The 15,655-nt window shown below is 59.9% G+C and carries 14 protein-coding genes and 1 pseudogene; 10 read left to right on the top strand and 5 right to left on the bottom strand.

Going from position 1 to position 15,655, the window contains the following annotated elements; translation table 11 throughout:
- Positions 1–86: 86 nt before the first annotated feature.
- The 3 genes and pseudogenes from ABV589_RS16260 to ABV589_RS16250 all read left to right on the top strand — a co-directional run bounded on the left by ABV589_RS16260 (position 87) and on the right by ABV589_RS16250 (position 1,257).
- Positions 87–386, top strand: a pseudogene (locus ABV589_RS16260) (hypothetical protein).
- Between the two features lie 155 nt (positions 387–541).
- Positions 542–985, top strand: a complete 444-nt coding sequence (locus ABV589_RS16255) for a hypothetical protein (protein ID WP_367082512.1) — start codon at positions 542–544, stop codon at positions 983–985.
- A complete protein-coding gene (locus ABV589_RS16250) occupies positions 985–1,257 on the top strand; it encodes a type II toxin-antitoxin system RelE/ParE family toxin (protein ID WP_367082510.1) in 273 nt (90 codons plus the stop codon). Before ABV589_RS16255 ends, ABV589_RS16250 begins: the two co-directional genes overlap by 1 nt.
- A gap of 165 nt (positions 1,258–1,422) precedes the next feature.
- On the opposite strand, the gene ABV589_RS16245 is transcribed toward ABV589_RS16250, so the two are convergent.
- Both ABV589_RS16245 and hslO read right to left on the bottom strand, forming a co-directional pair.
- Complete coding sequence (locus tag ABV589_RS16245; protein WP_007964688.1) at positions 1,423–2,964, bottom strand: phosphoenolpyruvate carboxykinase; 1,542 nt, start codon at positions 2,962–2,964, stop codon at positions 1,423–1,425.
- Positions 2,965–3,145: 181 nt separating this feature from the next.
- Positions 3,146–4,048: an Hsp33 family molecular chaperone HslO gene (gene hslO, locus ABV589_RS16240; protein WP_367082508.1), complete on the bottom strand. Its 903-nt coding sequence runs from the start codon at positions 4,046–4,048 to the stop codon at positions 3,146–3,148.
- A 104-nt stretch (positions 4,049–4,152) separates the two neighbouring features.
- Between hslO and ABV589_RS16235 the strand changes: the two genes are divergently transcribed.
- Positions 4,153–4,956: a phosphatase PAP2 family protein gene (locus ABV589_RS16235; protein ID WP_367082506.1), complete on the top strand. Its 804-nt coding sequence runs from the start codon at positions 4,153–4,155 to the stop codon at positions 4,954–4,956.
- 166 nt (positions 4,957–5,122) lie between these two features.
- Here ABV589_RS16235 and ABV589_RS16230 read toward each other — a convergent pair whose 3' ends face one another.
- Positions 5,123–5,530, bottom strand: coding sequence for an RNA-binding S4 domain-containing protein (locus ABV589_RS16230; protein WP_007964694.1), 408 nt, complete (start codon positions 5,528–5,530; stop codon positions 5,123–5,125).
- Positions 5,531–5,763: 233 nt separating this feature from the next.
- Here ABV589_RS16230 and ABV589_RS16225 point away from each other — a divergent pair, with 233 nt between their 5' ends.
- Positions 5,764–6,225, top strand: a complete 462-nt coding sequence (locus tag ABV589_RS16225) for an ATP-dependent zinc protease (RefSeq protein WP_007964698.1) — start codon at positions 5,764–5,766, stop codon at positions 6,223–6,225.
- Complete coding sequence (rimK, locus tag ABV589_RS16220) at positions 6,222–7,127, top strand: 30S ribosomal protein S6--L-glutamate ligase (RefSeq protein ID WP_007949201.1); 906 nt, start codon at positions 6,222–6,224, stop codon at positions 7,125–7,127. The genes ABV589_RS16225 and rimK overlap by 4 nt, the downstream gene beginning before the upstream one ends.
- A 201-nt stretch (positions 7,128–7,328) precedes the next feature.
- Here rimK and ABV589_RS16215 read toward each other — a convergent pair whose 3' ends face one another.
- A complete protein-coding gene (locus ABV589_RS16215) occupies positions 7,329–8,642 on the bottom strand; it encodes an ATP-binding protein (RefSeq protein ID WP_003220639.1) in 1,314 nt (437 codons plus the stop codon).
- Positions 8,643–8,754: 112 nt separating this feature from the next.
- Positions 8,755–9,495, bottom strand: coding sequence for a two-component system response regulator OmpR (gene ompR, locus ABV589_RS16210; protein WP_003220637.1), 741 nt, complete (start codon positions 9,493–9,495; stop codon positions 8,755–8,757).
- A 358-nt stretch (positions 9,496–9,853) separates the two neighbouring features.
- Between ompR and ABV589_RS16205 the strand changes: the two genes are divergently transcribed.
- From ABV589_RS16205 to tauA, 4 genes are all read left to right on the top strand, one after another.
- Entirely contained in the window at positions 9,854–12,178 is a 2,325-nt protein-coding gene (locus ABV589_RS16205) for a Tex family protein (RefSeq protein WP_367082502.1), read from the top strand.
- A complete protein-coding gene (locus tag ABV589_RS16200; RefSeq protein ID WP_135294745.1) occupies positions 12,178–12,561 on the top strand; it encodes a PaaI family thioesterase in 384 nt (127 codons plus the stop codon). The genes ABV589_RS16205 and ABV589_RS16200 overlap by 1 nt, the downstream gene beginning before the upstream one ends.
- 245 nt (positions 12,562–12,806) lie before the next feature.
- Entirely contained in the window at positions 12,807–14,390 is a 1,584-nt protein-coding gene (gene gshA, locus ABV589_RS16195) for a glutamate--cysteine ligase (protein ID WP_367082500.1), read from the top strand.
- A 283-nt stretch (positions 14,391–14,673) separates the two neighbouring features.
- Positions 14,674–15,651, top strand: a complete 978-nt coding sequence (gene tauA / locus ABV589_RS16190) for a taurine ABC transporter substrate-binding protein (RefSeq protein WP_329699012.1) — start codon at positions 14,674–14,676, stop codon at positions 15,649–15,651.
- Positions 15,652–15,655: the final 4 nt, after the last annotated feature.

Below are 15,655 nucleotides of genomic sequence, written 5' to 3'. Positions count from 1 at the left end.
ACCGGTTGACCAACCCGAACACAGTCGCCTCCTGTCGCTTGGTCACGATGTGGTGGCTTCACTTGAAGCATTTGAGGATCAACAAAATGAAAACATGGAATCAATTACCCGCTGATCGCTACCGCTCACTCGAATCCAACCTCACCGACACCTAGCCCCTGATCATCGACACAGCGGCCAACCCGCAAGACATCCTCGAATGCGCCGTCCAACGCCTGCGCGCCTCCAGCGACCTGCTGAAAACCCTCTACTGCCTCAGCTTCAAACAAGCCGACGTCGAAGACATCCCCCATATCACCCACGCCCTCTATCTGCTGACGCAGGATGGCTGTGACCTGCTGCAGGTCGCGCAGCAGCAGATGCTCGGCTGGAAAGCACCGGCCTGACAATGCACTGAAGCAGGCGCACTGACACCGAGAATAACCTGCCTGACCAAACATCATTGACGCTGGGCATCCGGCATCCAGCTAGGAGTTGAAATTTGCAAACTATTATTGATTGCGTACGATATCAGCCACTGTTCAATCAGGAGCTTGACTTCATGACTACCGAAACCATCGACCACAGCACTTTGTCGCGACTTTTAGAAAGCGGTTCGGTAAGCAGCACTCATATCGCCGCCAAGCCGGGTGGATGGTCCATACAGATTCGACATGGAGGTAATGAAAGCGTGCTGACTGCTCAGCGCAGTCGCCAAGTGCGCCTGTTCAAGCGCCTGGAAACATTGGTGGCCTATTTGCGAGAGCTGGGAATCGAGCATTTTGATGTGGATACCTCTGACTACGACCCCCTTCAAATAAGAACCTACACCCGGCCTGACCGTGCCGACGCAATGAAGCTGGCCCACGAAGCGGCAGCCTATGAAGAGTGGGTCAAGAAGCAGGTGCAGATCAGCATTGATGACCCGAGACCAAGTGTCAGCGATGAAGAGGCCCGTCGAATATTTGCCGCCAAACGTGAAGCACTTCGTCAACGAGTGCGTTGATGAGGCTCGTCTGGCGCCAAGAGGCGCTTGATGACCGAGAGGAAATCCTACAGCACATCAGTCTGGACAATCCTGATGCAGCAGTTGATCTCGATGAGATCTTCGAGTTGAAAGGAGAGAGAGCCCGCCAGCGTCCGTTTTTATATAGAAGGGGGATTGCAGGAGGCACCCGTGAAATAGTTGCAACTCCAAACTACATGATCATTTACACGATCAAAGACGATTTTGTAGAGATTTTGCGAGTGGTGCATACCAAGCGGCGATGGCCATAAAGAAGAAGTAGATTCTGGGAGCGTCTTGCTCCCAGGTGGCATTATTCTGGCCGCTTACCCCAACTTCTGCGGGAATAATGGCAGTCAAGCCGATAACGGCAGCTAAACCAGCACCCACAAAAAAGCCGCCTCTAGAGGCGGCTTTCTCGTTACTACAAACCAATCTTACAACTTCGGACCCGCCGCCTTGATCGCGTCGCTCACTTCGAACTTCTTGAAGTTCTCGATGAACAGACCGGCCAGCGCCTTGGCAGCTTCGTCGTAGGCAGCCTTGTCAGCCCAGGTGTTGCGTGGGTTGAGCAGGTTGGTTTCAACGCCCGGTACGGCCAGTGGCACGTCGAGGTTGATGGTGTCCAGGTGCTCGGTGGCGGCACCGATCAGCGCGCCGCTCTGGATCGCTGCGATCACCGCACGGGTGGTCGGGATGTTGAAGCGTTTGCCGACGCCGTAGCCACCGCCGGTCCAGCCGGTGTTGACCAGGTAGACCTTGGAGCCGAAGCCGCGGATGCGCTTGATCAGCAGTTCAGCGTATTCGCCAGCCGGACGCGGGAAGAACGGTGCGCCGAAGCAGGTGGAGAAGGTCGACTTGATGCCGCTGCCCGAACCCATTTCAGTCGAGCCCACCAGCGCGGTGTAGCCGGACAGGAAGTGGTAGGCCGCTTGTTCTTCGTTGAGGATCGACACTGGCGGCAGCACGCCGGTCAGGTCGCAGGTCAGGAAGATCACCGCGTTTGGCTCGCCGCCCAGGTTCTTCTCGGAACGCTTGGCAACGTGCTCCAGCGGGTAGGCCGCGCGGCTGTTCTGGGTCAGGCTGACATCGGCGTAGTCAGCATGCTTGGCGTCGTCGATGACCACGTTTTCCAGGACTGCGCCGTGCTTGATGGCTTTCCAGATAACCGGCTCGTTCTTCTCGGACAGGTCGATGCACTTGGCATAGCAACCGCCTTCGATGTTGAACACCACGCCTTCGCCCCAGCCGTGTTCGTCGTCACCGATCAGGTAACGGCTTTCATCGGCCGACAGGGTGGTTTTACCGGTGCCCGACAGACCGAAGAACAGGGTCACGTCGCCTTCTTCGCCGATGTTGGCAGCGCAGTGCATTGGCAGCACGTCAGCGGCCGGCAGCAGGAAGTTCTGCACGGAGAACATGGCTTTCTTCATTTCACCGGCGTAACGCATGCCGGCGATCAGCACTTTCTTCTGCGCGAAGTTGATGATCACGCAACCGTCGGAGTTGGTGCCGTCACGCTCAGGCACGCACTCGAAGTTGGCCACGTTGAGCACTTGCCACTCTTCACGACCGGCCGGGTTGTACTGGGCCGGGTTGATGAACAGGCAACGACCGAACAGGTTCTGCCAGGCAGTCTGAGTGGTCATTTTCACGGCCAGGTAGTGATCTTCAGCCGCACCTACATGCACGTGGGAAACAAAGTGCTCTTGCGCGTTGTTGAACGCCTCGACACGAGCCCACAGCGCGTCGAACTTGTCGGCCGGGAACTTGCGGTTGATCGGGCCCCAGGCAATAGCGGCCTGGGTGGAAGGCTCTTCAACGATGAAACGATCGACTGGCGAACGACCGGTACGGTGACCGGTGCGAACGACCAGAGCGCCGGTATCGGCAAGCTCGCCCTCACCGCGTTGCAGGGCTTCTTTTACCAGATCATCAACACTCAGATCGGTGTACACGGCGTTATTGGCTTGCGTCATGAGGTTCCCCGTCGGCCAGTGGCCGAGTGTGCTCCAAACGTTTTGTAGTAGAAAGTCGTGCACTACTACCGCGAAAAAAGTGGGCCGGATTATGCCAGAAAAGCCCAAAAAGAGTAGGGTCCTCCCGTCGTAACGGCGAAATTCCGTCGTTACGCAGTGAATTTACCTGCGCTGAACCGTTTTAGTGCCGGGTATCTGACGGCGTGTCGACGCCTGCGCCAGCAAACAATTGAGCAATATCGGCCGCGTCGAACAGGTAACGCTGGTTGCAGAACTGGCAATCGATCTCGACTTCGCCACCCCTTTCGGCCACCAGTGCCTGCGCATCTTCCAGACCCAGACTGACCAGCGCATTGCCCGAGCGTTCCCGCGAGCAGCTGCAACGGAAGCGCAAGGTCTGCACATCGAACAGGCGCACCTGCTCCTCGTGGTAGAGACGGTGCAGGACGGTTTCGTTGTCCAGGCTGAGCAATTCGTCGGCAGTCAGGGTGCTGGCCAGTGCGGTGACGTGCTGCCAGCTGGCGGCGCGCTCTTCTTCGTCTTTCAGACGGTCGGCCGGCAGTTGTTGCAGCAGCATGCCGCGGGCACGACGGCCGTCGGCGAACAGCTTGAAGCGCGTGCCGACCTGTTGCGACATGACGAAATAATTGGTGAAGCATTCCGACAGGGTTTCACCATCGAGGTCGACAATGCCCTGGTAACGCTGGCCGATCGTCGGGTCGACGGTCAGGGTCAGATCACCGCCCGGCATCAGGTCGGCAAGGGTGGCATCCGCAGCGATCTGGTCGGCGTTGTAGCGCGCCAGACCACGGATCTCGCGCTCACTGGAGCACTCGATCATCAGCAGTGGAATCGGGCCTTCGGAGCGCGCCTGCAAAATCAGCAAGCCATCGAATTTCAGCGTGCCCACCAGCAACGAGGCGGCCGCCATCAATTCGCCCAGCAATTGCGCGACAGGCTCCGGGTACGGGTGCTTGGCGAGGACTTCGGCGTAGCTGCGTTCCAGCGCCACCAGTTCGCCGCGAGTGTCGCTGTCATCGAAGATGAAGCGTTGGGTGTAGTCGGTATCCGGTAGGTCGGTCATAGGTCTGGGTATCTGAATTGATGACAAAATGGTTACAAAAGTTGAAAATCCCGCACTTATCCGCACCCATTTGGTGCGAAATGTTCAGCCACGGGAGGCATTTTATGAACAATCCGGGTTTGTTCCAATCAAGGTGGAACCTCGGCCGGCTGGTTCTATGTAACGTAGTGCCATTGGCGCTACTGGCTTTCTGGTTATGGCCTACAGGCCAGATGCTGTGTGTGATTTTCGACGAGTGGCTGTTCCGCTCACTCAATGCACCACTGGCCAGCAACCCCATATGGCTCCACATCTGGGCAATTGCAAGTCTGCGTCCGTTCGACATCGTCGTCGGTCTGATCCTGCTGACGCTGCTGATCAAGGGTGACTGGGTGTTCAAGGCGATTGATGTACGTCGCGCCTTTTTCGGTTTTTTCTCGATTCTGCTGTTGATGGTGGTGATTCGCGCGCTGTTTTCCAAATTCGCCGACTACATGGACTGGCAGCACAGCAGCCCATCGATGGTGCTGGAAGGCGCGGTGCACCTGAGTGACTACTTCCCGCATCTGGAAAAAGCCTGGGAGCTGAAGGATCGCTCGAGCCAGAGCTTCCCCGGTGACCACGCTTCGGTGTTGTTGATCTGGGCGCTGTTCATGGGGGTGTTCAGTCGCTCGGTCGGCCAGTTCCTGACGATCTGGGGTCTGGCATTGCTGTTCATGCTGCCACGTCTGGTGGCCGGCGCGCATTGGGGTCAGGACGATTACATCGGCGGCATGCTGCTGGCGGTGTGGGCGTTGGGTTGGGGTTACTACACGCCGTTTGCCTATCACGCTGCCAACTTCTGGCTGAAGGTGACTGCGCCGGTTTTCAATCTGCTGGGCAAGCTGCCGCTGATCTCGCGGATGAGTGTGGTGTCTGCCGCGCACTGACAGTTTGCACACACCTGTGGCGAGGGAGCTTGCTCCCGCTTGACTGCGCAGCAGTCACTGGACCAGTCGACTTGGTTGTATTTTGAAATACATGATCGACTGGATTGGGAGTCCTTCGGCCTCCAGCGGGAGCAAGCTCCCTCGCCACAATGGTGTGCCGTGCCGGTCAATCGCTATTGCTGTTGCCACGAAACTTGAACAGATCCCGCCGCTGCTTCTTGCTAGGCTTGCCGTCGGTACTCACGCCCAACGCCCCGGCCTTGCGCATCGCCGCAGCCGCTTCACGTTTGGCAATACTCGCCTCGGTCTCGGTATACAGCGTCTGCGCTTCGGGTGCGCCGCGACGCACGATCGACAAGGCTTCAACCCTCACCGTGCGTTCTTCAAAACCGGTCCGGATTTCGAACTCATCGCCAATGCGTGGCTCTTTGCCAGGCTTGCAGCGCTCTCCCCGGCAATGCACCTTGCCACTCTCGATGGCCGCTTTGGCCAGAGCCCGGGTCTTATAAAAACGCGCCGCCCACAACCATTTATCGAGACGGACCTTGTCGTCCTCTTCGCTTTTTTGTGCCATGGAATTTCCTCATTCTGAAATATTGATGAACTGTACTACCGTTTCTGTCGTGCCATGAATTACCCGGTCCCGGATTACAATGCGCACCAGCCGATACCTGCTTGAAGCGTCGGCGATCCGGGCCGTAGAAATCTGTCGCCTTTTAACCCTTATTCTGCGTGAATACCGCGATTCGGCCGTACGCGGCCCGAGCGGTTTCTGCCGGTTGATTACCTTTGAAGACATTTGACCATTTGACCGTTGTCGGTCTGCGCGAGTGGGTGGCGCTCCCCGATCTGGGAGTCGCCGGCCTGCGGGCGAAAATCGATACCGGCGCCAGCACCTCCAGCCTGCATGCCACCGACATCGAGCCGTTCGAACGCGACGGCGAGAAGTGGGTGCGCTTCACCGCGCACCTGGGCACCGTGGTGCAGTTGCGTCACCGGCGCTGCGAAGCGCCGCTGGTGACGCGCAAAACCATTAAAAGCTCCAACGGCCAGGCGCAGGTGCGCTATGTGATCAGCACCACCCTGGCCCTCGGTGATCGGGTCTGGGCAGTCGAGTTCACCCTCGCCTGCCGCAAGTCCATGCGCTATCGCCTGTTGCTCGGTTCCAAAGCCCTGATCGATGGCCAACTGGTGGTCAATCCGGGCATCAAATATGTACAAGACAAGCCGGTGTTCCCGGTATCTACCTCCTCCACAGGTGTTGCATGAAGATCGCTGTGCTGTCGCGGAATCCGCGTCTGTATTCCACCCGTCGTCTGGTCGAGGCCGGCACCGAGCGCGGGCATGAAATGGTGGTGATCGACACTTTGCGCGCCTACATGAACATCGCCAGCCACAAGCCGCAGATCCACTATCGCGGCAAGCCGCTGGAAGGCTTCGATGCGGTGATCCCGCGGATCGGTGCGTCGGTGACGTTCTATGGCTGCGCGGTGTTGCGCCAGTTCGAAATGATGGGGGTGTTTCCGCTCAACGAATCGGTGGCCATCGCCCGCTCGCGGGACAAACTGCGTTCGCTGCAACTGCTGTCGCGGCGTGGCATCGGCCTGCCGGTCACCGGTTTCGCTCACTCGCCGGATGACATTCCCGACCTGATCGACATGGTCAACGGAGCGCCGCTGGTGATCAAGGTATTGGAAGGCACTCAGGGTATCGGCGTGGTGCTGTGCGAAACCGCGACCGCAGCTGAATCGGTGATCGAGGCGTTCATGGGCCTGAAGCAGAACATCATGGTCCAGGAATACATCAAGGAGGCGGGCGGTGCGGACATCCGCTGCTTCGTGGTCGGCGACAAGGTGATCGCCGCCATGAAGCGTCAGGCCAAGCCGGGCGAGTTTCGCTCCAACCTGCACCGTGGCGGCAGCGCCAGCCTGATCAAGATCACCCCGGAAGAACGCATGACCGCGTTGCGTGCGGCCAAGGTCATGGGGCTGGCGGTGGCGGGTGTGGATATTTTGCGCTCGAACCACGGGCCGCTGGTGATGGAGGTGAACTCGTCGCCGGGCCTGGAAGGGATCGAGACCACCACTGGCAAGAACGTGGCGGGGATCATCATCGAGCATCTTGAGAAGAATGGCGGGCCGAACATGACCCGCACCAAAGGCAAAGGCTAAAGCGAGGAGCAAGAGCCCTCACCCTAACCCTCTCCCAAAGGGAGAGGGGACTGATTGGGGGATGCTTAAAAGATACGCCGACCTGATACTGCAGTGCCGAATCCACAATCGCCCCCAGTCTTTCAAGTCGATGTATGACGCCAGACACCTCGGTCAGCTCCCTCTCCCTCTGGGAGAGGGCTGGGGTGAGGGTTTAATGGATTAAACGGCATCTCGAGGCAACATCAACCCCAGCGGCAACCTGACTCGCGCTTCCAATCCACCCCCGGAGCGGTTACGTAATTCAACATTGCCGCCATGCATCGAAGCAATCCGCTTCACGATCGCCAACCCCAGCCCGGTACCTTTCCCGCCCCGGGCACGGTCGCCACGGGTGAACGGGTTGAAGATCGCCTCAAGCTCCGACGGATCGATCCCCGCCCCCCGGTCCATCACGCTCAACACCACGTACGGCGCGCTGGTGTCACCGGACACATAAGCCGCGACTTCGACGCCACTGCCGGCATGGTTCAGGGCGTTGCCGATCAGGTTGTTCAGCAGGCGCTTCATTGACACCCGGCGCAGTGGAAACGGCTGGATCGGTTCCAGACGCAACCGCACCTTCTCTTCGTTCTGGTTGTACGGCGCGGCCACTTCACGCACCAGATCGCTCAGATCGACTTCCTCCACCGACTCGTCACGACCGTCGCGAATGAACGCGAGGAACTGGTCGAGAATCGCGTCCATGTCTTCGATGTCGCGCACCATGTCGTCGGTCAAATCGTTGCGATCGCCCATCAGCTCCAGCGACAGACGCAGGCGCGTCAGCGGTGTACGCAAATCATGGGAGACCCCCGCCAGCATCAACTCACGCTCGCGACCGGCCTGTTCGACGTCTTCGGCCATCTGGTTGAAGGCGCGATACACCTCGGTCATCTCGCTCGGTGTGTCGCTGATCGGCAGACGGACGCTGCGGCCCTGACCGAGTTGTCGGGCGGCGTACACCAGGCGCTTCAATGGCTGGTTGAGCTGGCTGACGAAAATCCACGCCGAGGCGGTGGACAGCAAGCCGATGGCGAGGAACCAGCCGAGCACGTTCCAGATTTTCTGGCCGCGCAATGGATGCGGGTACAACGGCACTTTCAGCCAGCCGTCACCGAGGCTTGGCGCACGCACCCACAGCGCCGGCGGCGAGTGCATGCGCAAGCGCACTTCGGTATCGGCGCCCAGCTCCGCCTGCATCTGCCGCTGATAGATTTCACTGTAAGGCCAGTGTTGTTCGCCCTCCGGTACACCGGCGCCGACTACCCGGATCAGGGTTGCGGCATCGGCAATCTTTGCGCGATTTTCTTCATCGGCCGCCCAATAGGCGCGCAACGTCAGGGCGACGCCGTGGCTGTATTGGCGATCCACCAGGACGTCCTCGTTCATCAACAGATAAACCAGGGTCAGCGCCTTGGAAAACAGCACGACGATGAGCACCAGCCACAGGGTGCGGGAGAAAAAACTTTGGGGGAACCAGACGGGGGTTTTCATCGATAACCGTTACACACTTGCAGGAGCGAGCCATGCTCGCATATTGCGGATTGCGAGTCTGCGTAGAGGGTTGATCAACCCGATGCGCAGACCCGCTCCTACAAATCGCCGATCACTTGGTGGCGGCGCCGTCCGGTACGAACACGTAGCCCACACCCCAGACCGTCTGGATATAGCGTGGTTTGGACGGATCCGGCTCGATCATCCGGCGCAGACGGGAAATCTGCACGTCGATGGAACGCTCCAGGGCATCCCACTCGCGGCCACGGGCCAGGTTCATCAGTTTGTCGCGGGTCAGCGGCTGACGCGCGTTCATCACCAGCGCCTTGAGTACCGCAAACTCACCGGTGGTGAGCATGTGCACTTCTTCGCCACGTTTCAGCTCGCGGGTCGCCAGCGACAGCACGTAATCACCGAAGGTGACGTTTTCGTCTTCGCTGCCCGGCGCGCCCGGCACCGGTGCGGCCTGACGCCGCAGAACCGCTTTGACCCGTGCCATCAGCTCGTCCGGGTTGAACGGCTTGGCCAGATAGTCATCGGCGCCCAGTTCCAAGCCCTTGATGCGGCTCATCTCATCGCCTTTGGCGGTGAGCATGATGATCGGAATCTGATTGTTCGCCGCCCGCAGGCGACGGCATGCGGTGAGGCCGTCTTCGCCCGGCAGCATCAGGTCGAGGACGACCAGATTGAACACTTCACGCGACAGCAGACGGTCCATTTGCTCGGTGTTCGGTACGGCACGGGCACGGTAGCCCTTGCTGACGAAGAAACGTTCCAGCAGGCTGCTCAGCCCCGGATCGTCGTCAACAATAAGAATTTTTTCGCCTTCAGCATTGTTTGCAGTGCTGCTCATTGGATGCTCCTTTTAGCTCGGCGCGCATTATGGCGTAGCTGCCGTTATACGCACCGTGTGCATTGTTAGCAGATTTTTCCTTCACTGCCAGAAAACCGGGGTTTCTACCTACAGACTGCTACACCCCCGAATGACAGAACGCTGGTTATAATGCGCGGCGTTTTGTGCCAGGCAACGTCTGAATCGTTACCGCAGGTGGCCGGGCTTTTTTACCGGTGGCCGCAGTAATTGTTCGATTTCACGGGTCAATGGGGTGCCTTTTGACCCAGGCAGCGGCAATTTTCTAGCCGCTCAACCAGACTCCGGGCCTTTATTTCCGTGCCTGCGAGCCTGCTTTCACAATATGTCAGGTGGTTTTATGGACAGCATCAACAGCCGCATCGCCGAGGAACTCGGCGTACGCCCGCAACAGGTCGAAGCGGCCGTCGCGCTACTCGATGAAGGCTCTACCGTTCCCTTCATCGCCCGTTACCGGAAAGAAGTCACCGGCAGCCTCGATGACACCCAGCTGCGTCATCTGGAAGAGCGTCTGCGCTACCTGCGAGAACTCGACGAACGGCGCATCAGCATCCTCGCCAGCATCCAGGAGCAGGGCAAACTCACCCCCGCCCTTGAGCGCGACATCAAGCTCGCCGACACCAAGACCCGCCTCGAAGACTTGTACCTGCCGTACAAGCAGAAGCGCCGCACCAAGGGCCAGATTGCCCTGGAAGCCGGCCTCGGCGAGTTGGCCGACGGCCTGTTCAACGATCCGAATCTGACGCCGGAAACCGAAGCCGCACGTTTCGTCGACGCCGAGAAAGGCGTAGCCGACGTGAAAGCTGCGCTGGAAGGCGCCAAGTACATCCTGATGGAGCGCTTCGCCGAAGACGCCAGCCTGCTGGAAAAGCTGCGTACCTTCCTCAAGCAGGAAGCGACCATCAGCGCCCGCGTGATCGCCGGCAAGGAAGAAGAAGGCGCGAAGTTCCGCGACTACTTTGAACACGACGAGCCGCTGAAAAGCATGCCGTCGCACCGCGCACTCGCGATTTTCCGTGGCCGCAACGAAGGCATCCTCAGCTCCGCGCTGAAAGTCGGCGACGAGCTGCCGGGCACCATGCACCCGTGCGAAGGCATGATCGGCCAGCAATTCGGCATCCAGAACCAGAACCGCCCGGCCGACAAATGGCTCGGTGAAGTGGTGCGCTGGACCTGGAAGGTCAAGCTCTACACCCACTTGGAAACCGACCTGCTCGGCGAGCTGCGCGACGGTGCCGAAACCGAGGCGATCAACGTCTTCGCCCACAACCTGCACGACCTGCTGCTGGCCGCGCCGGCCGGCCCGCGTGCCACCCTGGGCCTCGACCCGGGCCTGCGTACCGGCTGCAAAGTCGCGGTGGTCGACTCCACTGGCAAGCTGCTCGATCACGCCACGGTTTACCCGCACGTGCCGCACAACAAGTGGGATCAGACCATCGCGATTCTGGCCGCCCTGTGCGCCAAGCACTCGGTTGACCTGATCGCCATCGGCAACGGCACCGCCAGCCGCGAAACCGACAAACTGGCGATCGAGCTGATCAAAAAATACCCAGCGATGAAGATGACCAAGGTCATGGTGTCCGAGGCCGGCGCCTCGGTGTACTCGGCATCGGAACTGGCGGCCAAGGAATTCCCGGATCTGGACGTGTCGATCCGTGGCGCCGTTTCCATCGCCCGTCGTCTGCAGGATCCACTGGCCGAGCTGGTGAAGATCGATCCGAAATCCATCGGTGTCGGCCAGTACCAGCACGACGTGTCGCAGCTGAAACTGGCGCGTGGTCTGGATGCGGTGGTCGAGGACTGTGTGAACGCCGTCGGCGTCGATGTGAACACCGCTTCGGTGGCCTTGCTGGCGCGGATCTCCGGCCTCAACGCGACTCTGGCGCAGAACATCGTCGCCCACCGTGACGAACACGGTGCGTTCAAGACCCGTGCGGCGCTGAAGAAAGTCGCGCGTCTGGGCGAAAAAACCTTCGAACAGGCCGCAGGCTTCCTGCGCGTGATGAACGGCGACAACCCCCTGGACTCTTCCGCTGTTCACCCGGAAGCCTATCCGCTGGTACAGCGCATCGCCGCTGAAACCGACCGCGACATTCGCTCGCTGATCGGCGACGCCGCGTTCCTCAAGCGTCTGGATCCGAAGAAATTCACCGACGAAACCTTCGGTCTGCCCACCGTCACCGACATCCTGCAAGAACTGGAAAAACCGGGTCGCGACCCGCGTCCGGAGTTCAAGACCGCCGAGTTCCAGGAAGGTGTCGAAGACCTCAAAGACCTGCAGCTGGGGATGATCCTCGAAGGCGTCGTGACCAACGTGACCGCGTTCGGCGCGTTCGTCGACATCGGTGTGCATCAGGACGGTCTGGTGCACATCTCGGCGCTGTCGGAGAAGTTCATCAAGGACCCACGCGAAGCGGTGAAGGCCGGTGACGTGGTGAAAGTGAAGGTCATGGAAGTCGATATCCCGCGCAAACGCGTCGGTCTGTCGATGCGCATGAGCGACACCCCGGGCGAGAAAATCGATGGCGCCCGTGGTTCGCGTCCGGGCTCGGCACCGCGCCAGTCATCAAACAACGCGCCACGCAAGGAAACGGCCACAGCCGCTCCGGTGAACAACGCCATGGCTTCGCTGTTCGCTAACGCCAAGCAGTTGAAGAAACGCTGATGGAGATTCCGGCCGGGCTCGTCGAGAGCGCGTTTTTCAAGCTGTTGGGCTGCCGCCTGCACAGCCTGGAAACCGGGGTGGCGCAAGTCGCCCTGGTGCTGGAACCGCAACTGCGCAATCGCGGCGGCAAATTGCACGGTGGCGCGCTGTTCAGTCTGGTCGATATCGCCATGGGGCTGGCCTGTTCCAGCACCCATGGCTTCGATCAGCAGAGCGCGACCATCGAGTGCAAGATCAACTACATCCGCGCCGTCGCTGACGGCGAGGTGCTGTGCACGGCGCGGGTGATCCACCCGGGCCGTCGCACGCTGGTGGTCGAGGCCGACGTGATGCAGGGCGACAAACTGGTCGCAAAAGCGCAAGGCACGTTCGCTGTCCTGTAGATGTTGTTCATCATTTTGAGTTAATTTCGGCGCAATGATCCTGTAGGAGCTGCCGCAGGCTGCGATCTTTTGACTTTGTTTTTCAATAGCAAGATCAAAAGATCGCAGCCTGCGGCAGCTCCTACAGTTTATGTGTGTGGCTGACCGGCTAGAAAACCAGGCGATAACGCCAGTTTCAACTTCACCCTTGTAGACCGTCCTGCCCACCCCCATATTGGGGCGACTGACGCGTGAAGGAATCCAAATTGAGCGAACTTCTCAACCGCCGCCTGGCTCTGCTCGGCGAGCGCGCCAACCTCTCTCTGCTCGAACAGTGCCTCCACGGTATCGAACGTGAATGCCTGCGCGTGACCAGTGAAGGTCGTCTGGCGCAAACGCCGCACCCGGAAGCCTTGGGTTCCGCGCTGACCAATGAACAGATCACCACCGACTACTCCGAGTCGCTGCTGGAATTCATCACCCCCGCCCTGCCCGATCCGGCCGATACGCTGGCGAGCCTGGACAAGATTCATCGCTTTGCCTACAGCAAGCTCGGCAACGAGTACCTGTGGAGTCCATCGATGCCGTGCCCGTTGCCGGCCGAGGAAGACATCCCGATCGCCTATTACGGCACCTCCAACATCGGTCAGCTCAAGTACGTCTACCGCAAGGGCCTGGCCCTGCGGTACGGCAAGACCATGCAGTGCATCGCCGGGATTCACTACAACTTTTCCCTGCCGGAAAAGCTCTGGCCGCTGCTGCGCGAAGCCGAGGGTTACGTCGGCACCGACCGCGATTTCCAGTCGTCGTCGTACATCGCGCTGATCCGTAACTTCCGCCGCTACAGCTGGCTGCTGATGTACCTGTTCGGTGCTTCGCCAGCGCTGGACGCAGGCTTCCTGCGCGGCCGTTCGCACCAGTTGGAACAACTGGATCCGGACACCCTGTACCTGCCGTACGCCACCAGCCTGCGCATGAGCGACCTCGGTTACCAGAGCAACGCTCAGGCCGGCCTGACGCCGTGCTACAACGATCTGGCGAGCTACACCGACAGCCTGCGCAAGGCTGTGGCCACGCCGTATCCGCCGTATGTGGAAGTCGGCACGCACCAGGATGGCGAGTGGGTACAGCTCAACACCAACATCCTGCAGATCGAAAACGAGTATTACTCCAACATCCGCCCGAAACGCGTGACCTACACCGGCGAGCGGCCGATCCAGGCGCTGATGGCCCGGGGCATTCAGTACGTCGAAGTGCGTTGCCTGGATATCAACCCGTTCCTGCCGATGGGCATCGACGTCACCGAATCCCGCTTCCTCGACGCGTTCCTGCTGTATTGCGCGCTGAACGACAGTCCGCTGCTGACCAACACTTCGTGCGGCAATGCCACTTCGAACTTCCTCAGCGTGGTCAAGGAAGGTCGGCGTCCGGGCCTGCAATTGCAGCGCGACGGTGAAGCGGTCGAGTTGAAGGTTTGGGCAGCCGAGCTGCTGGAAAAAATCGCACCGCTGGCGGCATTGCTCGATCAGAGCCATGGCAGCGACGCACACAGCAAGGCGCTGGACGCGCAACTGGCCAAGGTCAAGGATTCGTCCCTGACCCCGTCGGCCCAGGTACTGGCGGCAATGGCCGAGCACAAGGAAAGCTTCGCGCAATTCTCCCTGCGTCAGAGCCAGGCGCATGCCGAGTTCTTCCGCAGCGAGCCGTTGGCTGCTGATGAACAGACGAAGTTCGAGGAGCTGGCGCGCTCGTCGCTGGCGCAACAGGCGGAGCTTGAGCAGAACGAGGTGGGCGATTTCGACGTGTTTGTCGGGTCGTATCAGGCGAGCATTCTGGCGATCAGTAACTAACCACTATTCCCTGTGGCGAGGGAGCTTGCTCCCGCTCGGCTGCGCAGCAGTCGCAATCTCAGTCCCCCGGTGCATCAGCAGCACCGTGATGAATTGATATGGGAGTCCTCCGGCCTCCAGCGGGAGCAAGCTCCCTCGCCACAATGACCTCACCCACAATCCCTCACGCCTTAGATTTTTCCGCTCATAAGCTAAGTCTAAAAAGTTATTTATTTTTAGATTCTTAGATCATTTAGTCTCCTTTCACGCCGATCGTCGGTCGCCTGATTTGGAGCACTCCCCCATGAAACTGAATTTCCCGCTTCGCCTGCTGGCCGTGGCCTCGTTGGCTGCTGCGAGCTTTCTGGCGCAGGCTGCCGACCTTACCGTCGCTTACCAGACCACCGTTGACCCGGCGAAAGTCGCCCAGGCCGATGGCGCTTACGAGAAAGCCACCAAGGCCGACATCAGCTGGCGCAAGTTCGACAACGGCGCCGACATCATCGCTGCCATCGCTTCCGGTGACGTGCAGATCGGCTATCTCGGTTCCAGCCCGCTGACCGCCGCCATCACCCGCAAGGTTCCGGTGGAAACTTTCCTCATCGCCACCCAGATCGGCGCCGCCGAAGCGCTGGTCGCCCGCGACGGTTCCGGGATCAAGACCCCGCAGGATCTGGTCGGCAAGAAAATCGCCGTGCCGTTCGTGTCCACCGGTCACTACAGCCTGCTCGCGGCGTTGAAGCACTGGAACATCGATCCGTCGAAAGTCACCGTGCTCAACCTTGCCCCGCCAGCGATCATCGCCGCGTGGAAACGCGGTGACATCGACGCGACTTACGTGTGGGATCCGGCCCTCGGTGTCGCCAAGGAAAACGGCAAAGTGCTGATCACCTCCGGCGAACTGGCCAAGTTCGGCGCGCCGACCTTCGATGCCTGGATCGTGCGCAAGGATTTTGCCGAGAAGCACCCGGAAATCGTCACCGCGTTCGCCAAGGTCACTCTCGACGCCTACGCCGAATACCGCAAGGATCCCAAAGCCTGGCTCGCCGATCAGTCCCACGTCGACAAACTGGTGAAGCTCTCCGGCGCCAAGGCCAGCGACATTCCGCTGCTGCTGCAAGGCAACGTCTACCCGCTGGCGGCTGATCAGGTGATCACCCTCGGCGCGCCGACCACCAAAGCCATTACCGACACCGCCGCGTTCCTCAAGGAGCAAGGCAAGGTCGAAGCCGTACTGCCGGACTACGCGCCGTACGTCAGTGCCAAATACATCACCAACTGATCGG

This window comes from Pseudomonas sp. HOU2, assembly GCF_040729435.1.
GTDB lineage: Bacteria > Pseudomonadota > Gammaproteobacteria > Pseudomonadales > Pseudomonadaceae > Aquipseudomonas.
This window is presented reverse-complemented; position numbering and strand designations above follow the sequence as displayed.